This window comes from Williamsia sp. Y844, assembly GCF_056786475.1.
On the sequence record NZ_JBXCJB010000005.1, the window covers coordinates 33730 to 51066 of the forward strand.

Consider the following 17337-nt stretch of genomic DNA (forward strand, 5'->3'; position numbering starts at 1 on the left):
AGTCTTCGATGATCCAAGTCCGGCCACTCAGTAGCCGTATCGGTGCTGAGGTCTCCAACATTCAGCTCTCCGGCGAGTTGCCCGCAGACGTGGTCGACGACCTGCGGAAGGCGCTGGTGGAGTTCAAGGTCCTCTTCTTCCGGGACCAATCGCACCTGACGGCAGACTCGCACATTGCATTCGGGCGGTTGTTCGGTGATCTGGAACGGCATCCGGTGGCCGCTGATCCGGTGTATCCCGAGTTGATGACCCTGACGCGGTCCGCCGATGCCGCCGCGCAACGCGCGAAGTTTCCCTATGGCGAGAACTTCTGGCACTCGGATGTCAGCTGGCGTGCGGAGCCGTCGTTGTGCTCCATTCTGCGTGCGCTCGAGGTACCGCCGATGGGTGGCGACACGCTCTGGGCGGATATGGAAGCGGCTTACGCGGGCTTGAGCTCTTCTCTGCAAGAGGCATTGATGCCGCTACGCGCAGTGCACGATTTCGACAGAGCTTTTGGGCCGGGCGTCGGGCCGGACAAAAGAGCCGCAATGTCCGGAGAGTTTCCTCCCGTCGAGCACCCGGTAATACGCACAAATCCGGATACGGGCGCGCTGCTCTACGTGAACGAGCCTTTCACCAGTCGAATCGTCGGTATGGATATTCGAGAGAGTGATGCTTTGCTGCGGCTTCTGTATGAGCAGGCGACAAGGCCGGAATACCAGTGCCGTTTCAGTTGGCGGGTGGGTTCGGTCGCCATGTGGGATAACCGAACCACCCAGCACTACGCGTGCCACGACACCGCAGGAGGTGCCAGAGAGATGCAGCGGGTCACCGTCCGCGGTGAGCGGCCGTACTGACGAGATGACCGATCAGGATGACATCGAAGATAGGCGTGGCCGTGGTGACCAGGTCGAAGTGGATGATGCAGCGATCGTCACCATCAACACCCGGTAGCGGTTATCCGAGGTGGTTGCAGGTTTCTGAACCGGCCGGAAGTCAGGTTGTGACGAAACCTGATTCGTAGGCCACGATGACCGCTTGTGTCCGGTCACGTACAGCAAGCTTTGGCAGCACCGCGATGACATGCGATTTGACGGTTTCGCCGCCGACGAACATGTGCGTGGCGATTTCCGCATTCGGCGGGCAGAAGCATTTCCGTGACCAGCGGTCAGCGTCCGAACAGTGGCGGGGTAAAGCAGCGAATCTCCCTCTGCGACAGTGCGTACGGCATTGACGATCTCGGCGGGACGGGCACACTTGAGTAGGAAACCGTCGGCGCCGGCCCGCAATGCCCGGTACACGTACTCGTCGTTCTCGAAGGTTGTCACGATCAGGATCTTCGGCGGTGTCGGTACCGACCTCAGGATCGCGCGCGTCGTGTCGATCCCGTCCATCAGCGGCATCCGCACATCCATGGCGATCACCGTGGTCCATCAAGGGGAAGTGTCACGCAGACCCGCCAGTGGTCGTCGACGGGACCGGTGAAGGCTTGGCCACCAAGAAGTTCCGCGCGTTCATGGATACCACGCAATCCGCTACCGGCCCGGGTGGAGAGGGTGTCGATGGAGAGTGCGTTTGTGATGTCGAGTTTACTAAATGTTGCTGGTGCAGGCGCGAAGTGTCTCGGCGGTCAGGGTGTTCACCGGGCAAGTCAGAGATGTCCAACCAGGTCCACCGCTGTACCGGTCGCTTGTTCGGTCGATGAAGATATCGACTGTCAGAGTTTCTTCGGCGACGCGATAGTAGGTGGTGATGGGGTCGCCCTCCGTGGTGATTATCGTGACGCTGAATTCACCGCCGCCGTCAACTCGACCGCTCATGAGGCAGTCGATGGCACTTCGGGGATATAGCTCTTCAAATGTGAAGTCAGGCCCGTCAGCCCATGTCTGTCCGCAGTCTGTCAGTGGCTGACGGTCAACGAATGCTGCCGGTGGCGGTTCGGAAGTCGGTGAAGGCTCAATCGGCGGTGCTGAACAGGCGATGGACGGCGCCGCGATACTGGAGACGAGCGAGATACCGCAGAGAAACCGCATGGCCGTTGCCCGGCCGCCTGTCGCTCCCAATCCTTGACCCCTCACGTACCCAGAACCTGTACCAATCGCTCGATCAGTTGGGCCGGTGCGTCTTCGGGCAGTAGGTGCCCGGCATCATCGATCCACGTGAGTCCCTGGTTGGGGACTCGTTCTTCGATCCAGTGCCCGTATGGCGGGGGCAGGATCTGGTCTTCGCGACCCCACAGCAGGGCTACGGGGATATCGATGGTGCTGAGTAGGTGCTCGTAATCGGAGGTGTCACTTTGGCTGAGTTGCCGGTATTGCCGGTAGTAAGCGGCTTGCCCGTCGGGACCGAGCCACGGCTCCAGATACGTTTCGAGGACACCAGGGCGATAACCCTGGTGCGTGCCGTTGCGCAGGTGTGCAGCCACCAGGGCTTCGTGGGCGTAGGCGGGGAGTTGTTCGAAGACGTCGTGGTGTTCGCGGATCAGCGCGAAAAGACCGCGCTCCCAGTCTCCTCCGGTAACGGCATCGAAGAGTGTCAGATCCGAGTAGTCGGCCTGTTCGAGCAGTAGTGCCCGTAGCGCGATCGCACCACCGATGTCGCAGGCAACGATGCTGGGACGGTGCAGATTCCACTGACGCAGCAATTCTGCAAAGTTGCGGCCTTGTGCCGCGAGGGTGAGGTCCTGGCCGTCGTGTTTATCGGATTGTCCGTACCCGAGATGATCGAAGACGTAGACGCGTCGTCCGTGGCGGGCGAGCGCAACCGCAACGTCGCGCCACAGGAACGACGAGTACGGCGTGCCATGCACGAGTACGATCGGCGGACCGTCACCGAAGGATTCCCAGCGCACGACTCCGTCCGCGAGTTCAATTGATTTGGTCAAACTCCACGTCATATGGCTCCTCCTGTTTTGGTGTCTGGGTTCATCTCTCCCTGATTCCGTCGGAGGTTTCCAGCGTACGTCGAGGACCCATTGGCCTCGACGACTGTCCATTCACGCATGGTTACCGACGCAGGCAACCCGCTGTCGAACCGGAACCGCTGGACCGGCGTCAATTCTCGGCCACCGCCGTCGCTGGGCTGGCATACCTGCGCCGTCGATCACCACCAGCGATGTTGTGGACGGCCCGGTGCCGTGGCACCGTTGAGAGCTGATCAGGAACGAGGTTATAGCCATGGAGCAGAACCCGCCGCCGTCATTGTTCGAGGTGGACGATACGTCCCGACCGCTCGCCGACAGACTGAGGCCGACCTCGCTCGAAGACGTTGTCGGCCAAGATCATCTCCTTGCGTCGGATGCGCCGATCGGGCGGATGGTCGCCCAGCAGCGGCTCGTGTCGATCATCCTGTGGGGTCCGCCCGGATGCGGGAAGACAACAATCGCTCGTCTCTTGGCAGAGCAGACCGATCTGGTGTTCGAGCCGTTGTCGGCGACGTTCTCCGGTGTCGCAGATCTGCGCAAGGTATTCCTGGCTGCACAAAAGCGGCGCGAGGTCGGCCAGGGAACTCTGCTGTTCGTCGACGAGATCCACCGATTCAACCGGGCCCAGCAGGACAGCTTTCTGCCGTACGTCGAGGACGGCACCATCATTCTCGTAGGTGCGACGACCGAGAACCCCAGTTTTGAACTGAACGGCGCACTCCTGTCTCGATGCCAGGTCTTTGTCCTCAAGCGTCTCGACGAGCCCGCCCTCGAGGCTCTTGTCACGCGCGCCGAACAGCTCAGCGGCAGAGCCCTACCCGTCGACGCCGAAGCCCGGACCGCGTTGTTGGCATTGGCCGATGGTGATGGCAGGTACCTGCTCAACATGTGCGAACAGCTCCTCGCTCTCCCTGACACTGAGCAACTCCTGGACACGGCTGCGCTGGCCGCAGTGGTTCAAAAACGGGCTCCGCTGTATGACAAGTCCCAGGAGGGTCACTACAACCTCATTTCCGCTCTGCACAAGTCGATGCGAGGTTCGGACCCGGATGCCGCGCTGTACTGGCTCGCACGCATGCTCGACGGTGGTGAAGACCCGCTCTACATCGCCCGCCGTCTCGTCCGGTTTGCGAACGAAGACATCGCCATTGCTGATCCGCAAGCGATCCATCAGGCACTGGCTGCGTGGGATGTGTACGAGCGGTTGGGTTCTCCCGAAGGTGAACTAGCGATCGCACAGGCCGTGGTCTACCTGGCGACCGCCCCGAAGTCCATCGCCGTCTATCGAGGTTTCGGTTCAGCCACGAAGGCGGCGAAGCAGACGGGCTCTCTCGCCCCACCTCTCAATATCCTCAACGCACCGACCAAGCTGATGAAGAATCTCGGGTACGGCAAGGAATACGAGTACGACCCCGACACCGACGACGGATTCTCCGGCGCGAACTACTTCCCAACCAACATGGACCGTCGCACATTCTATGAACCCACAGATCGCGGCTACGAACGGCACATCCGGGAACGTCTCCACCGCTTGGCTCAGCTACGCAAGCGCCGACAGTCGTCCGACGAGTCCGTCGAGTCCGTCGAGTCAGGCAACGACACGTAGAGCTGTTGCTCAGAACCGCCCCATGGTCGGGCCCGACAGCTGCCTCCGAGGGCATGATCCCCTCGGTCACCTCTGGCGGGGACGCTTGTGGGCGCGACGTTGATACTCAGGTGCCACAGAAGGTTTGGAATGACTCGCTGAACAACTCCGGAGCCGGTGTGGCGTAGTCGGACCACTCGTCGCGGCGGTCGTACGGATGCGTGACGACTTCCAACAGCTTCTCGAACGGAGCGAGGTCACCGTCGGTGGCGGCGCGCAAGGCGGCATCGAGATGATGATTACGTGGGATGTACAGCGGGTTGACGTGGTCCATCGCGTCCGCGGTCTCGGTTGTTCCGCGCCCGTGTTTCGTCAAGGCGGCGCGCCGGCGTTCCAGCCAGGGTCCGATTTGCTCGCGGGGTACGAGATTGTCGAGAGGCGAAGAGTTTCCGCGTAGTTCGTCGGCGAGGGCGCGGAAGGTGCCCGTCCAGTCGGCGCTGTGTTCGTTCATCAGGGTCAGCAGGTCGTCGATCAGTGCTCGATCGACGGACGCGCCGGCCAAGCCGAGCTTTGCCGCCATACCCGCCGCGTAGTGGCCGTCGTAGCGTTCGTCGAAGGTGTTGAGAACTGCGGAAACTGCGGTGATCGCGTCATCCGGAGTGGAATCGACCAGTGTCAGCAGTGTTTCCGCGAACCGCGCCAGATTCCACTTCAGGACAGCAGGCTGGTTGCCGAACGCGTAGCGACCGCCGTGGTCGATAGAACTGAACACCGCGGCCGGGTCGAACGCGTCGAGGAAAGCGCACGGTCCATAGTCGATGGTTTCTCCGGAGATGGTGGTGTTGTCGGTGTTCATCACCCCGTGCACGAAACCGATGAGCATCCATTGCGCCGCCAGCGACGCCTGTGCCTCGACCACCGCCTTGAAGAACTCCAGATAGCGACTGCTCGTCGGCAGTTCGGTCAGCTCCGGATAGTGGCGTGCGATTGCGTAGTCGGCGAGTGTCTGCACGACCTCACCACGGCGGACCGCGTATTCGAAGGTGCCCACGCGCAGGTGACTGGCCGCGATGCGGGCGAGAACGGCGCCGGGTTCGGCGCCGGTTCGGTGAACGTCCCGGCCCGTGGCGACCACCGACAGCGCGCGCGTCGTGGGAATGCCGAGCGCATGCATGGATTCGCTGACCAGGTATTCGCGCAGCATCGGACCGACAACTGCGAACCCGTCGCCGCCCCGTGAGAACGGTGTCGGCCCTGAGCCCTTGAGATGCAGATCTACTCGGCGACCATCACTGCACTCCAGTTCGCCGACCAACAGTGCCCGACCATCCCCGAGCAGTGGCGTGTACCCGCCGAATTGATGGCCCGCATAGGCCATCGCCACCGGCTTGGCTCCGACCGGTGCCGTTGATCCGGACAGCACACCGACCCCGTCCGCGCTGCTCAGTGCCTCGACGTCCAATCCCAATGACACCGCGAGTGGCTCGTTCAAGACGAGCAATGTGGGGTCAGGCGCCGCAGCGCCCTGCCACGGCACCGTCAGATCGCCAAGTTCGTCGGCGAAGGTGCTCTCGAGGCCGGTCAACGCTGTGTTCGTACCTACTGGGGAATTCGGGAGTGCAGCCATCATTCGAGGGTAACCACCGTGCGGCGAGCAGGGGAGGGCAGGACGAATGCTTGGTCGGGAAGGTCCCTATCTGTCGCTCCCAGTCGTCAATAGACCGAGTGTGTGAGTGTCGCCTGGTAGGTGTCGGCAAGCACTCCGGTCTCGGGAATCTGGATTGACACGGTTGCCGTCCAGTTTGTGACGCACTGCGGGCCACCGGTTTTCGCAACTTGCGCTTGTTCGGTCAGTTGCACGGTGGCTGCGGGCGCGACATCAGGGCCCGGGTTGCAGGCCGATGGCGGGGCGCTGTAGGTCGCCGCCACCGGGATCAGGAGGTACCCGGTGTTCGTACCCCTGGGCGGCGACAGGCTGATCGATGAAATCCACCCATCGTCTCCGGCATTCGTGACGGCCACATCCATGGTTGCGGTCCATGTCTGTCCGGGCGCGATGGTGGCCGGTCCGACCAGAGATGAACCCGCGGAGATGGTAGGGGGGCCGGCCGCCGGTGTGGGTGCGGCCTCGTCAACTGCAATCGTCGGGATCGTGGACAACACAGTTGTCGACGTTGGGGTCGATTCGGAGGACGGGGAAGCGGTGGACTCGGACGGTGTCGTGGGTTCCGCCGTTGTGGTGCTGGGTGGTTCGGTTGGGCAAGGGTCAATCGGTGCGGTGGTGGTCACTGTCGGCGTGGTGGTCGTCGTAACCGGCACACAGTCGATGTCAGTGGGCTCCGCGCCTGCCGCCGGCGTCCCGATAGTGGTGAATCCGATCATCAACGCGGCGGCAACCGGCAACGGCAGTCGAAGGATTCGTTGTCGCATCTCAGTACGTCTTCCGCCGCCGCACAATCAGCACGAACACCGCGATCGACAGGACCAGCACGACTACTACTGCGATCGTCACCCACATCCAGGCAGATGTCCCATCGCTGGATTCGGCGGGGGCTGCTGCCGTCGATCCGTCGCCGGAAAAGGTCAGTGATCCTTCTGACGTCCGGGTGGTGAGTCCGCTGCTGATCTCGATGGCTGCCTCCCACGGTCCGTCGGGAAGCGCCGGGTCGAGGGTGAACGTCACCGTCCCCGTTTTACCTGGCGCGACCGAGCTGCCCGAGCCTGTGACGGGAGCGGTCGAGATTCCACCCGGGCCGCCGGTAAGAGTCAGTGTCCCAGTGGGATCGAGTGCCCGACCACCGGTGTTCGTCAACTCCGCAACCACCTCAGGCGCGCCGGATTCGGATCGATGCGCTCGCATGTGGTCTATGCCGAAGTCGGTGGGAGGACCGTTGCCCGGTCCGACCGACAAATAGGTGCGAATTCCTGCCCGGCTCACACTCTGAACGCCGGCCGAGGTGTGCTCGCCGGCAGTCTGCGCCCACACAACCGCGTATTGCTCGCCCTCGGGGGCGTCGCGAGGTACGTCGATGGAGACAATGGCTTCCGCCGTGGAATTCGGAGCCAGGGTGACTGGGCTGGGAGACACCGACATCCAGGTGGTGAGTTCGTTCGGTGTGCGATCCGCGGCGACCTGGAACCCGCCGTCGTCGCCGATTGACGCTGCCCCGGTGTACACGCTGATCTCACGCTCGATATCGCTGCTGTTGCTCACCTCGATCCGACGAGTGATCTTTGTCCCCGGAGCCAGGTTGTCCACGATGTAGGACCGTGCTCGCGGGTCGTCTTGAAGTGTCACCGGCGCCTCGAGCAGGCGGATCCCCACTCCACCGGATTGAGGAGAATCCGTTGGTTGAGCGGAAACCGGCGCCTGAACGAGCATCGCCAGCACGGTGAGACAGAGCGCCAAAAGGGTCGCAATTGCTCCCCGTCGAGGTGACATGGTCAGATCACGCCACCGAATGCGTGATCGTGCCGGTGTATGTACCGGCCAAGACGTCAGTGGGAAGTTCGATGGTGATGGCGCCATCCCACGTGACGGTGTTGGCTCCCGAGACCCCGGTTGCATTCAGCACGGGTACTTCGGTGGCCAGGTTGGCTGCAACAGCTTCGGCGGCCACAGTCCCCGAGGGATCGATGCCAAAGGCCAAGTAGTCGACGTCGCTGGCGGCGACAGTCCCGGCTGCACTCGCGAAGTCGGTGCTGATTGCCGAAGCAATCCAGCCGCCAGTGGTTTGTCGTGCGTCCGTCACGGTGATGCCGGGAATGTTTCCGCCCGCGACCTGCAGGGCTCCAGCATTGCCGTCTACCGTCAACGGTTGCGAAGCGGGCGCCGAGATTGCCAATGCGCCGCCCGTGACCGTGAATGTCGCGCTGGTATCGGCAGCAGAGGCGAGCCCGGGTGTTGAGAGAATTGCCAGTGCGACGGCACTGGCGGCGGCGGAAATGGCGAGATGTGATTTGCGCATTTGAGGGGTCCTTTGAGGGAGGGCCAATTGGCCCAATTTTATGGATCGTACACCATGGTAATCGTCGCTAAACAGTTTGTGTCATTGACTTTGAGAAATTGCAATTTCCGAAAGAAGTTCTTCATATGTGTGACCACGGATAACTCAAAAGAGCAGGTGGTAAATCATCGGGCTTAACGCCCACCGGATGAATTGCACGCCCACGATGGGTCGCCCTGCGGAGGAAAACCGCTGCGGGTAGACGAATGCAATGTGTCTTTTATGATTCGCAATTGATGGCGCCTGGCGCACAAGCCAGAATGGTCAGGGGTGTGTGCCCAAGAACTCCGCAACGGAATCGGCAACGACGGCTGCTGCTTTGTCGTTGAGATGAATCTGATCGGTCAAGAGCACCAAACCGTTTCGCGCGGACACTGAATCCCAGGAACGTCGAAGGATGCGGTGGCTCAGGGTGGCCATGATGATCGGCCCCGTTTTTCCCTCGTAAGGTGGCGGATTGTGGACGGCGGGCAACAGATCGACGAGCCGTTGGTGCACAGGTAGGCAGGCCAGACCATGGGCGCTCGCGATTTCCCGGAGCGCTCCGTTGTAGGTGTTCACGTGTTCGTTGATCACGCTGCCGCGGTCTTCCCCGAGGATGGGTATCTCCAGAACCGCAATTCGCGCGTTGGTCTCGGACGTCAAGCGTCCGAGGATCGCGTCGACACACTCGCCGTACCAATCAAGCGTCGGAGCCCGCGGAATCCCTGCGCGCTTTGCGATACTTGGCCCTGCGCTGCTGAAAGCAGCTTGCACATCGTTGGATCCGATCATGAGGGTGACAACATCGGGCTCGCACCGGATGATCTCGTCCATGCGCTGCAATACATTCCAGGCGAGATGACCGTTGGTACCGGCATTGACGAACTGATGGTTGTGATCGGCATACCTGGACTGCAGGCTGCCCACCCAGTCAGCGCTGACCTCGCCGCGCGTGATGCTGTCACCCGCACACAGCACGAGCTGCCTGGTCGACGGCTCTCTGCCGTTCTTCAGGTGCGCAGCCGGATTGTACTTCTGGCGATCGGTCCTACTCACGCGGCCAACTGTAGAGCTCGCGGCGTTTTCGCGAGTGGTGGAAGCACTCTGCGTCGCTGAGGCTATCGATGGTGCGTTCTGGCCGTGCGTTGTTCGGACTCACCAATCGTCTTCGTCAGGGTCGACGACGTGGCCCGTACGCGATAGCCGCTCGTCGAAGTGAGATCAGCAATAAGTAGGCTATGTAATCGGGGATTATGGAAAGTCTTGGAGGCTGACGGATAGGGCTGGCTTGCGCACACTTCGACGCGTGGCGGGGGTGGCCATTGGACTTGTTTCCCTGTGGCTGGTCACGGTGGGGCCGGCGACGGCACTGGATCTGGGCTCGTCGTCTCTGGGGACGCCGGAGTCGGCACGTTGCACGACGACTGCAGCAGACCGGTACGGGTGGGGGACGGCGGAGCACTCTGACGATTTCGACAGTGTCGCTTCGTTGGATCGTTGGGAGTTGTACGACGGTCCGGGCCACGACAACAACGGGCGACGTACCCCGGATGCAGTCGGCGTCTCCGGTGGAAGTTTGGTGATCAGTGCCGACATCGCCGGGAATTCCGGTGGGCTGACGCCGAAGTGGGACGGCCGGAAGTACGGACGCTGGGAGATCTGTTCACGTGCGACGATCGCAGGCCCGGCGTGGACTGCGGCGGCACTCCTGTGGCCTGATGCCGAGGACTGGCCAGAAGGTGGTGAAGTCGACTTCATGGAGATTTCAGACGGGACGCGGCAGACGGCCAGTTACTTCCTGCACTACGGTGCCCAGGACTCCATCGAGCAGCACCACGCGATCGTGAATTCGACGCAGTGGCACAGTTGGGCGGTCGAATGGACGCCACAACACATCAAGGTCTTCAGAAACGGAAATGTCTGGGGCACAAGCTCAATCGTTGACCGGCTTCCGCCGCGACCGATGCACCTGACACTGCAACTCGACAACTTCGGAGGGTTCACATTCCCGGCGGGGCAGATGTACGTGGACCGAGTGGCCGAGTACGGGATCTAGTCTCGGTCGCGGCGGCTGCCGTCCGGGTCAAGGCAACGCAGAAAGTTGCCGACAGCAGCTGAGTTCTCGCCGGCGCGGGTCGCCACCATCAGCGACGTGCGCGGTGCACCGTCGATGGGCAATATGACGATGTCCGGGGTCTGCACTCGTGACACCGATGCCGGCAGTATCGAAATGCCGACACCGGCGGATACCAGGCCCACGACGGTTTCGTGATGGACCGCTTCCTGGACGACGGTGAGTTCAACCGTGTGTGGTCGCAGCATGTTCCACACCTGAGCGACGAATCCCGGCATCATCTCGCGCGGGAACAGCACCAGTGCCTCGTTTGCCAGCTGAGCCGGTGCGACTGATCGCAGACGTGCCAGCGGATGCCCCTTGGGTACAACTGCCACCATCTCCTCGGCAAGCAGCGGCTCGACGACGATGTCGTCGTGGACCGCGTCTGTCCTGAGCAGGCCGACATCGAGTGCGTTCGTGCGGAGGGCTTCGAGTTGTTCTTGGGTGGTCAGCGGATCCAGCTTGACCTCTACCGAGGGGTACTCGTCCCGGAATCGCCGTACCGCGCTCGGTAGGACGGTGACGCTGGCAGAGCTGACGAAACCGACCCGCACCCGGCCTCGTTTTCCGGCACCGATATCCGCGGCCTCGACGACTGCGTCCTCGAGAGTCGCAAGCAGTGCGGGCACGCGTTCTGCAAACGCCGCCCCGGCCGCCGTCAGCGCGACTCGTCTCGTCGATCGATCGAACAGTCGCGTGCCGATCTCTGACTCGAGCTCACGGATGTGCACGCTGAGCGGTGGCTGCGACATATGTAGTCGTGCAGCCGCTTTGCCGAAGTGCAGTTCCTCTGCGACTGCGATGAAGTACCGCAGGTGTCTGAGTTCCATGCCGCCATTATTCCGCATTCCCTATCAATGGTGCGCATCTGGGTATTGGACTGAGAACAATCGACTTGATGTACTTAATGGCCGCATCGATGGTTCTGGTCGATGCGCACCGACAGCGCGTGACCCGACGAAGGAATTCTCTCTCTATGACCAACTCCACTGTCAGTCCGGGCTCGGTGGCCGGACTGATGTCCGACATCGCCGACATCGGAAACGACCCCACCCGTGGTGGCTACAGCCGCCCCGTCTACTCCGGCGCCGACATGGAGCTTCGCGAATGGTTCATCGTAGAGGCGCGCCGTCGATCACTCGACGTCGAAACCGACCGTAACGGCATCATTTGGGCGTGGTGGAACCCTGCAGGCCTGCCCCTGCGCGACGCCGTGGCCACCGGTAGTCACCTGGATTCCGTGCCGGGCGGCGGCGCATACGACGGACCGCTCGGTGTGGCGACTGCCTTGGTGGCCATTGATCTACTTCGGCTTCGAGGCGTCGTACCGCGCCGCCCTGTCGTGCTGGCCGTGTTCCCGGAAGAGGAAGGCTCGCGATACGGACTTGCTTGTCTCGGTTCGCAATTGCTCACCGGCGATGTCCATCCGGACCGTGTGCGCGCGCTCTCTGACTCCGATGGGGTCACGTATGCAGAACTGGCCATCGCGAACGGCCACGACCCCCGGCACATCGGGCCCGACCCGGAGCGGCTCGCCGGGATCGGCGTATTCGTCGAACTGCATGTCGAGCAGGGGAGGGGCCTGATCGACCTCGGTCAGTCGGTTGCCATCGGCTCGTCGATCATCGGTCATGGCCGGTGGCGGCTGTCGTTCACCGGCCAGGGCAACCACGCAGGCACCACACTCATGTCCGACCGCAGCGACCCGATGATCGCCGCGGCCCAGACGGTTCTCGATGTTCGACGGCTCGCGCGCAACCACCGTGATGCCCGTGCCACGGTCGGCAAGCTCGACCCGATCCCGGGTGGCACCAACGTCATCGCGTCGCGGGTCGATGTATGGCTCGATGTCCGTCACGACTCCGATGCTGTTGTGGCCGAGATCGTCTCGGACATCGCCGCCGCGGGCCGTCGCTCTGGTGCAGACGAAGGATGCGAGGTCTCGCTGACCGAAGCATCCGTCTCCCCGACAGTGTCCTTTGATCCGACGTTGCGCGACCGGCTCAGTCGCGTTCTGCCCAGCGCACCCATCCTGGCGACCGGCGCCGGTCACGACGCCGGAGTGTTGGCCGCGCAATTGCCGACCGCAATGCTGTTCGTCAGGAATCCCACCGGAATCTCGCACGCCCCAGAGGAATACGTCGAGAATTCCGACGCCGAAGCGGGTGCAGTCGCCCTCGCCGACGTCCTACAGGACTTGGCAAGTCGCTGATATCCCGAACAATGACCCACCATCGAACCCGAAGGAATCAAAAGAGATGACCGAGACAGCCAACTACGTCATTGTCGGCGGCGGACTGGAAGGACTTGCCATCGCGTGGTCGCTCGCCGATCGCGGCGAGACCGGGATCGTCGTCGTCGAACGACACGCCATCTGTTCCGGCATGACCGGCAAATCGAGCGGGGTTGTGCGTGCCCACTACGGCACCCCGTCGCTGGCCGCCATGTCCTGGTACAGCGTCGACATCTTCGAACGAGCGACCGAATTGTTCGGTGACGACATGGCATTCCAGCAATGCGGATATGTCGTCGGTGTGGCGGAGAACAACATTGAACCGCTGCACAAGAACGTCGCGATGATGCAGGGCCTGGGTGTCGAGGTCGACCTGATCGGCCACGACAAGATGAGTGAACTCTGGCCGAAGTTGCATCTCGACGATTTCGCCGCGTTCGCGTATGAGCCCCGAGGTGGCCGAGGCGAGGCGTCGATGTCCGGGATGGCATTCGGAGTGGCGGCTCGCCGTCGCGGCGTCACCATTCGGCAATCGACTGAAGTGACCGAACTTCTCCGCGGAGACGATGACCGGGTATACGGCGTGCGGCTTGCGAGCGGTGATGAGATCCACAGCGGCACAGTCATCCTCGCGACCGGACCGTGGGCCCCGCGTCTGACCGCACCCCTGGGCTTCGACCTCGACGTCAAGGCGCAGCGAGCCCAGCTGGTACTCATCGATCAAGGCGAGCCCACCCCGGTGGTGCCGGTGCTCTCCGACCTCGCGGGACTGTCCTATGTGTGTCGCGAGCCGAACGGTGAACTGCTGGTTGGTAACTCCGATCACCAGACCCCGGAATACATCGATCCAGATAATTACGTCAACCGGGCGGATGACGACACGTTCGAGAAGATCGTCATGAAGATGGGCCATCGTCTTCCGGATATGCCCGACCCGCGTGTCACCAGCTCATACGTAGGTGCATACGACGTCACGCCGGACTACAACCCCATCATCGGTCCGTCGCCGGTCGACGGTTTGTTCTTGGCCACCGGATTCTCCGGTCATGGATTCAAGATCTCTCCGGCTGTCGGCAAGCTCGTCGCCGATCTGGTGACCGACGGTACAACCACACTGCCGAATGTCGAACCCCGCGACTTCCGGTATTCCCGCTTTGCCGAGAACGATCTGCTGCTGAGTCTGAACCCCTATGAGGGTGCCGCCGAAATGCGCTGACTCCCGGCCAAAATGCCACCGCCCCGAATCGGAATCGATTCGGGCGGTGGCATTTGATGCAGTCAGTTGACGCTTGGCGGCAGGTGGGGAACCAGGCCGCGGAAGTTGCCTGCGAGGTACACCAGCGGTTCGTGTTCGGCATCGACATCGAGGCCGACCACCCGAAACAGCACGAGGAGATGGTCGCCGGCGGGCTGGATGCTCTGAATCTCACATTCCAGCCGTACGCCGGCTCCCTGCACGAGCACGGCACCGCCGGGCGTCACAACTGTGTCGACGCCCGCGAATCGATCTCCCTCTTTCGCCGCCAGCGCTCCACATACAGCTCCCTGGTCCGCCGCCAGCACACTGATGCCGAGCCGCTGAGCATCCTGCAGGCGCCGCCAGGTGCGCGAGCCGTTCATGACGGACAGCGACACCAGCGGCGGATCCAACGACACCGCGGTGAAAGAACTTGCGGCCATGCCGATCAACTCACCCTCGACCTCACCGCATACGGCGGTGACCCCGGTCGGGATTCTCGCGTACGCGGCCTTGAGAGCCAACGGATCGGTGGTGGTTGTCATCGATTGCATGAGTGCGCTCCCGTGATGTTGAAGGCCGAAAGGTGATTGTGCGGTGAGCCGTCAGGCCTGGGTCGGGGTCAGTCCGCCGTTGCCGTTGACCGAGAACCCCTGCGTCAGCAGCGATGCACCGAGATTGCGGGTGTAGTTGTCCACGCGGTAATGCAGCGAGAACGCCCGGGTATCGCGGTAGAAACGCTCGAGCGGGTAGGTCTTGAACATCGAGCGCGATCCGCAGATGTCCAGGCAACGAGACGTGACCTCGAGGGAGACCTGCTTGGCGACGGTGAGGGTGTGGACGCCGCGGAACTCGCCCTCCGATCGCTGGCCCGCATCCCACGCGGCTGCTGCGTCGAACATCCCGGCGCGAGCGGTCGAGATCTTGGCTGCGAGTTCACCGAGCTGGAACTGGATCAGTTCACTGTCGGCGAGTTGCGGACGCTCGCGCACCCAATTGACGGTGAAGTCGAACGCGCCACGAGCAGCACCGAGGTGGTTGGCCACAAAAGCGAGCGTGAATGTGCGGGTGTCGTCGGTCTCCCACGCGCCCGGCTCACCGAAGATCGCGTCGTCGGGGAGCACGTAGTCAGTCACCTTGACCGCCCAGCTGACCGTCGATCGCATGCCGAGCACGTCCCAGTTGTCGATCAGTTCGACCTCGGGGACGTCGCGGGGGACGAGCACCGCGACCGTGCGGTGGTCGTAGGTTTCGGTGCCCGGCAACGCCAGCCAGATGATGTAGTGCGAGGCGCCGGGGCCGAGGGAGGCAAAGTGCTTGGTGCAGTTGAGGACCCACTGGCCCTGCTCGTTGCGGGTCAGTTGGCTGCTCGACGTGCCGACGTTGTTCTTGCCGGGAACTGCCTCGCTGCCCACGGAAGCGACAAGCTGGCCGGCTTTGGCGATCGGGGCGACGTACTCTTCCATCTGTGCATCGGTGGCCGCGTGAGACAGCATGCCGATGGCGTGGGAGTGGACCTGGAACAGCTGTGCCGTCGGAGCATCGATGGCGGCAATTCGCTCGATGAGCTCGTAATACTCGGCGAAGCCACCCTCACTCCACAGGCCGGCGCCACCCCACTTCTCGGGAAGCGTCAGGGCAAGGAGATCCGCTTCGTGCAGTTCGGTGAAGTTCTCGGTGGGGAAGATCGCCTCTTCGTCGTAGCGGCGAGCGCGGTCACGGAAACCTGTGGCGAGCGCATCGATGGCAGCGAGGCGTTTGGTCTGTTCGGGGGAGGTCATGATTTCTCCTTCAGTGATGGATTACGACGGTGAGGTGTAGGGCATGGAAATGGGCGCGGTACCCGCGCATGAGGTGAGGAGGTCGATCAGGCGGCGCCGAGGTCCCCCTTTTCGATCGGGGTCAGCGGATAGGTCAACGGGTGCAATGGATCTCCGTCCACCAAGTCTCGGAAGGCAACAGGTGATGGGGTGGCATCGAAGGCCGCCCATCGCTCGTCGGGGACGGTGGGGAACTTGGCGCGCACCACGTCCTCCCACTGTGGATCGTCCGCGTTCCCGGCCGCGGAGTACGGCCCGCTGTCCACTGTCCGGCCGTCTGCGAGGGTCAGTTGGAGCGCGCTGCGACGAACCGCGGGAAACCCGGCTTCGAGTTCGGGGTCGACGACGATCTCCACGAGATCGGCCATCCGGGCGATCGTCGGATCACCGAGGTCGCGTGTTATCGACTCCATCCCGAAACCGCCGGTGGTCAGGTAGGTGGCCAGCGGCCAGATCAGATTGAACTGGGCCTCTTCGCTGGTGGTCGGCACCAGCCGGGCCAGGTCGGCCGCGGCCTGGAAGGTTCGGACCCGGACACCGGTCACGTCGGCGGGATCGAGTCGTTCGAGGCCTAGGTCGCGCAGGACCTGCTCGGCGGCGGCCAGCGCCGGGTGCACCCAGCGACAGCACGGGAAGGGCTTGACGTAGATCTGCATCACCTGCCATTCGCTGCCCAGATCGGCGGTGTCGCCGTGAAGACGATCGGCGACGAATTCGGAACGGTGAGCGGTGAATCCGGCGGCCGCGAGTTGGGCGCTGGTCACGCCGACGTGCGCGCCCCACCCCATCGCATCCTTGGCCATCGTGGGTTCGGCCACTGCCCGCATGATCAGGTCGACCGGAGCGTGGTATTCCGCCAACCCGATTGCGGCGTCAACCTGCTTCGGCGACAGCTTCAGAAGTCGAGCGCTTGCAGCCGCGGCGCCGATGGCGCCCCAGGTGCCGCTGCTGTGAAAGAGCGGCCAACGATCGTGCTGGGCGATCGCCGCGCGGATACCGACCTCGTAGCCGATCAGCGTGGCCAGCAGGAATTCCTCGTGGGTCGCGCCGGTTGCCTCGGCCATCGCCAGCGCGGCCGGGATGATCACGGCTCCCGGGTGCCCCTTGGCGAGTGCATGCCCGTCGTCGTAATCGACGGCGTTCATCAGCGTGCCGTTTGCCAGTGCTGCGCCCGGTGCCGATGCGCGACGTCCGTCGAGCAGGCAGGTGGCCTCCTCGCCGCGCATCGTGGTCGTGACGAAGTCGGTGATAATCTGTGCCGCAAGCAGTTCGGTGCCGGCGCGGGCCGCGACGGAGGCGTCGAGGCACAACATGCCCAGTCTGCGCCGTACCTCAGGCGGTACCTGCTGCCAGGTGAGCCCGACGATGAACTCGAGAACGTCACTCGTATCAACAGTTGTTGTATCGACAACTTGACTAGTCATATTTGCAACACCCTGGACACACGTGAGC

At 62.8% G+C, this 17337-nt stretch carries 16 protein-coding genes and 1 pseudogene; 5 read left to right on the top strand and 12 right to left on the bottom strand.

Translation table 11 applies throughout. From position 1 onward, the window contains the following. Window positions 1–8 precede the first annotated feature (8 nt). Window positions 9–839: a TauD/TfdA dioxygenase family protein gene (locus AC1TQG_RS25440; RefSeq protein ID WP_482141563.1), complete on the top strand. Its 831-nt coding sequence runs from the start codon at window positions 9–11 to the stop codon at window positions 837–839. A 139-nt stretch (window positions 840–978) separates the two neighbouring features. Here the strand turns inward: AC1TQG_RS25440 and AC1TQG_RS25445 are convergent, their stop codons facing one another. The 3 genes and pseudogenes from AC1TQG_RS25445 to AC1TQG_RS25455 form a co-directional block, all read right to left on the bottom strand. Continuing rightward, window positions 979–1098, bottom strand: coding sequence for a hypothetical protein (locus AC1TQG_RS25445; protein WP_482141565.1), 120 nt, complete (start codon window positions 1096–1098; stop codon window positions 979–981). A gap of 164 nt (window positions 1099–1262) precedes the next feature. Further along, a pseudogene (locus tag AC1TQG_RS25450) lies at window positions 1263–1397 on the bottom strand (response regulator); the annotation flags it as partial. Between the two features lie 659 nt (window positions 1398–2056). Then, the gene (locus tag AC1TQG_RS25455; protein WP_482141567.1) at window positions 2057–2878 is read right to left on the bottom strand and encodes an alpha/beta fold hydrolase; all 822 of its coding nucleotides are present in this window, start codon (window positions 2876–2878) and stop codon (window positions 2057–2059) included. A gap of 280 nt (window positions 2879–3158) precedes the next feature. Here AC1TQG_RS25455 and AC1TQG_RS25460 point away from each other — a divergent pair, with 280 nt between their 5' ends. Next, window positions 3159–4511, top strand: coding sequence for a replication-associated recombination protein A (locus tag AC1TQG_RS25460; protein WP_482141569.1), 1353 nt, complete (start codon window positions 3159–3161; stop codon window positions 4509–4511). Window positions 4512–4617: 106 nt separating this feature from the next. Here AC1TQG_RS25460 and AC1TQG_RS25465 read toward each other — a convergent pair whose 3' ends face one another. The 5 genes from AC1TQG_RS25465 to AC1TQG_RS25485 all read right to left on the bottom strand — a co-directional run bounded on the left by AC1TQG_RS25465 (window position 4618) and on the right by AC1TQG_RS25485 (window position 9535). Continuing rightward, window positions 4618–6117 carry a protein adenylyltransferase SelO gene (locus AC1TQG_RS25465; protein WP_482141571.1) on the bottom strand — a complete coding sequence of 500 codons (1500 nt, stop codon included), beginning with the start codon at window positions 6115–6117 and terminating at the stop codon, window positions 4618–4620. 86 nt (window positions 6118–6203) lie between these two features. After that, window positions 6204–6920: a hypothetical protein gene (locus AC1TQG_RS25470; RefSeq protein ID WP_482141573.1), complete on the bottom strand. Its 717-nt coding sequence runs from the start codon at window positions 6918–6920 to the stop codon at window positions 6204–6206. Between the two features lies 1 nt (window position 6921). Continuing rightward, window positions 6922–7788: a hypothetical protein gene (locus tag AC1TQG_RS25475; RefSeq protein WP_482141575.1), complete on the bottom strand. Its 867-nt coding sequence runs from the start codon at window positions 7786–7788 to the stop codon at window positions 6922–6924. A gap of 151 nt (window positions 7789–7939) precedes the next feature. Beyond that, window positions 7940–8458, bottom strand: a complete 519-nt coding sequence (locus tag AC1TQG_RS25480) for a hypothetical protein (protein WP_482141577.1) — start codon at window positions 8456–8458, stop codon at window positions 7940–7942. A 303-nt stretch (window positions 8459–8761) separates the two neighbouring features. Continuing rightward, window positions 8762–9535: an SGNH/GDSL hydrolase family protein gene (locus tag AC1TQG_RS25485; RefSeq protein ID WP_482141579.1), complete on the bottom strand. Its 774-nt coding sequence runs from the start codon at window positions 9533–9535 to the stop codon at window positions 8762–8764. A 250-nt stretch (window positions 9536–9785) separates the two neighbouring features. Between AC1TQG_RS25485 and AC1TQG_RS25490 the strand changes: the two genes are divergently transcribed. After that, on the top strand, window positions 9786–10535 hold the full coding sequence (locus tag AC1TQG_RS25490; protein ID WP_482141581.1) for a glycoside hydrolase family 16 protein: 750 nt from the start codon (window positions 9786–9788) through the stop codon (window positions 10533–10535). Here the strand turns inward: AC1TQG_RS25490 and AC1TQG_RS25495 are convergent. Further along, complete coding sequence (locus tag AC1TQG_RS25495; RefSeq protein WP_482141583.1) at window positions 10532–11425, bottom strand: LysR family transcriptional regulator; 894 nt, start codon at window positions 11423–11425, stop codon at window positions 10532–10534. The genes AC1TQG_RS25490 and AC1TQG_RS25495 overlap by 4 nt on opposite strands. Before the next feature lie 146 nt (window positions 11426–11571). Between AC1TQG_RS25495 and AC1TQG_RS25500 the strand changes: the two genes are divergently transcribed. Together AC1TQG_RS25500 and AC1TQG_RS25505 are read left to right on the top strand one after the other, a co-directional pair. Then, on the top strand, window positions 11572–12807 hold the full coding sequence (locus AC1TQG_RS25500) for an allantoate amidohydrolase (protein WP_482141585.1): 1236 nt from the start codon (window positions 11572–11574) through the stop codon (window positions 12805–12807). Between the two features lie 46 nt (window positions 12808–12853). Then, complete coding sequence (locus AC1TQG_RS25505; RefSeq protein WP_482141587.1) at window positions 12854–14044, top strand: NAD(P)/FAD-dependent oxidoreductase; 1191 nt, start codon at window positions 12854–12856, stop codon at window positions 14042–14044. Between the two features lie 62 nt (window positions 14045–14106). On the opposite strand, the gene AC1TQG_RS25510 is transcribed toward AC1TQG_RS25505, so the two are convergent. The 3 genes from AC1TQG_RS25510 to AC1TQG_RS25520 all read right to left on the bottom strand — a co-directional run bounded on the left by AC1TQG_RS25510 (window position 14107) and on the right by AC1TQG_RS25520 (window position 17309). Next, window positions 14107–14619 carry a flavin reductase family protein gene (locus AC1TQG_RS25510; RefSeq protein ID WP_482141589.1) on the bottom strand — a complete coding sequence of 171 codons (513 nt, stop codon included), beginning with the start codon at window positions 14617–14619 and terminating at the stop codon, window positions 14107–14109. Window positions 14620–14670: 51 nt separating this feature from the next. Further along, window positions 14671–15846, bottom strand: a complete 1176-nt coding sequence (locus AC1TQG_RS25515; protein WP_482141591.1) for an acyl-CoA dehydrogenase family protein — start codon at window positions 15844–15846, stop codon at window positions 14671–14673. 86 nt (window positions 15847–15932) lie between these two features. Beyond that, a complete protein-coding gene (locus tag AC1TQG_RS25520; RefSeq protein ID WP_482141593.1) occupies window positions 15933–17309 on the bottom strand; it encodes an MmgE/PrpD family protein in 1377 nt (458 codons plus the stop codon). Window positions 17310–17337: the final 28 nt, after the last annotated feature.

Bases quoted from the DNA above. Each gene is read 5' to 3' on its own strand.
- AC1TQG_RS25505 (WP_482141587.1), top strand. From the start codon at position 12,854: ATGACCGAGACAGCCAACTACGTCATTGTCGGCGGCGGACTGGAAGGA.
- AC1TQG_RS25480 (WP_482141577.1), bottom strand. From the start codon at position 8,458: ATGCGCAAATCACATCTCGCCATTTCCGCCGCCGCCAGTGCCGTCGCA.
- AC1TQG_RS25515 (WP_482141591.1), bottom strand. From the start codon at position 15,846: ATGACCTCCCCCGAACAGACCAAACGCCTCGCTGCCATCGATGCGCTC.
- AC1TQG_RS25445 (WP_482141565.1), bottom strand. From the start codon at position 1,098: ATGTTCGTCGGCGGCGAAACCGTCAAATCGCATGTCATCGCGGTGCTG.
- AC1TQG_RS25495 (WP_482141583.1), bottom strand. From the start codon at position 11,425: ATGGAACTCAGACACCTGCGGTACTTCATCGCAGTCGCAGAGGAACTG.
- AC1TQG_RS25440 (WP_482141563.1), top strand. From the start codon at position 9: ATGATCCAAGTCCGGCCACTCAGTAGCCGTATCGGTGCTGAGGTCTCC.
- AC1TQG_RS25455 (WP_482141567.1), bottom strand. From the start codon at position 2,878: ATGACGTGGAGTTTGACCAAATCAATTGAACTCGCGGACGGAGTCGTG.
- AC1TQG_RS25460 (WP_482141569.1), top strand. From the start codon at position 3,159: ATGGAGCAGAACCCGCCGCCGTCATTGTTCGAGGTGGACGATACGTCC.
- AC1TQG_RS25470 (WP_482141573.1), bottom strand. From the start codon at position 6,920: ATGCGACAACGAATCCTTCGACTGCCGTTGCCGGTTGCCGCCGCGTTG.
- AC1TQG_RS25465 (WP_482141571.1), bottom strand. From the start codon at position 6,117: ATGGCTGCACTCCCGAATTCCCCAGTAGGTACGAACACAGCGTTGACC.
- AC1TQG_RS25510 (WP_482141589.1), bottom strand. From the start codon at position 14,619: ATGCAATCGATGACAACCACCACCGATCCGTTGGCTCTCAAGGCCGCG.
- AC1TQG_RS25500 (WP_482141585.1), top strand. From the start codon at position 11,572: ATGACCAACTCCACTGTCAGTCCGGGCTCGGTGGCCGGACTGATGTCC.
- AC1TQG_RS25520 (WP_482141593.1), bottom strand. From the start codon at position 17,309: ATGACTAGTCAAGTTGTCGATACAACAACTGTTGATACGAGTGACGTT.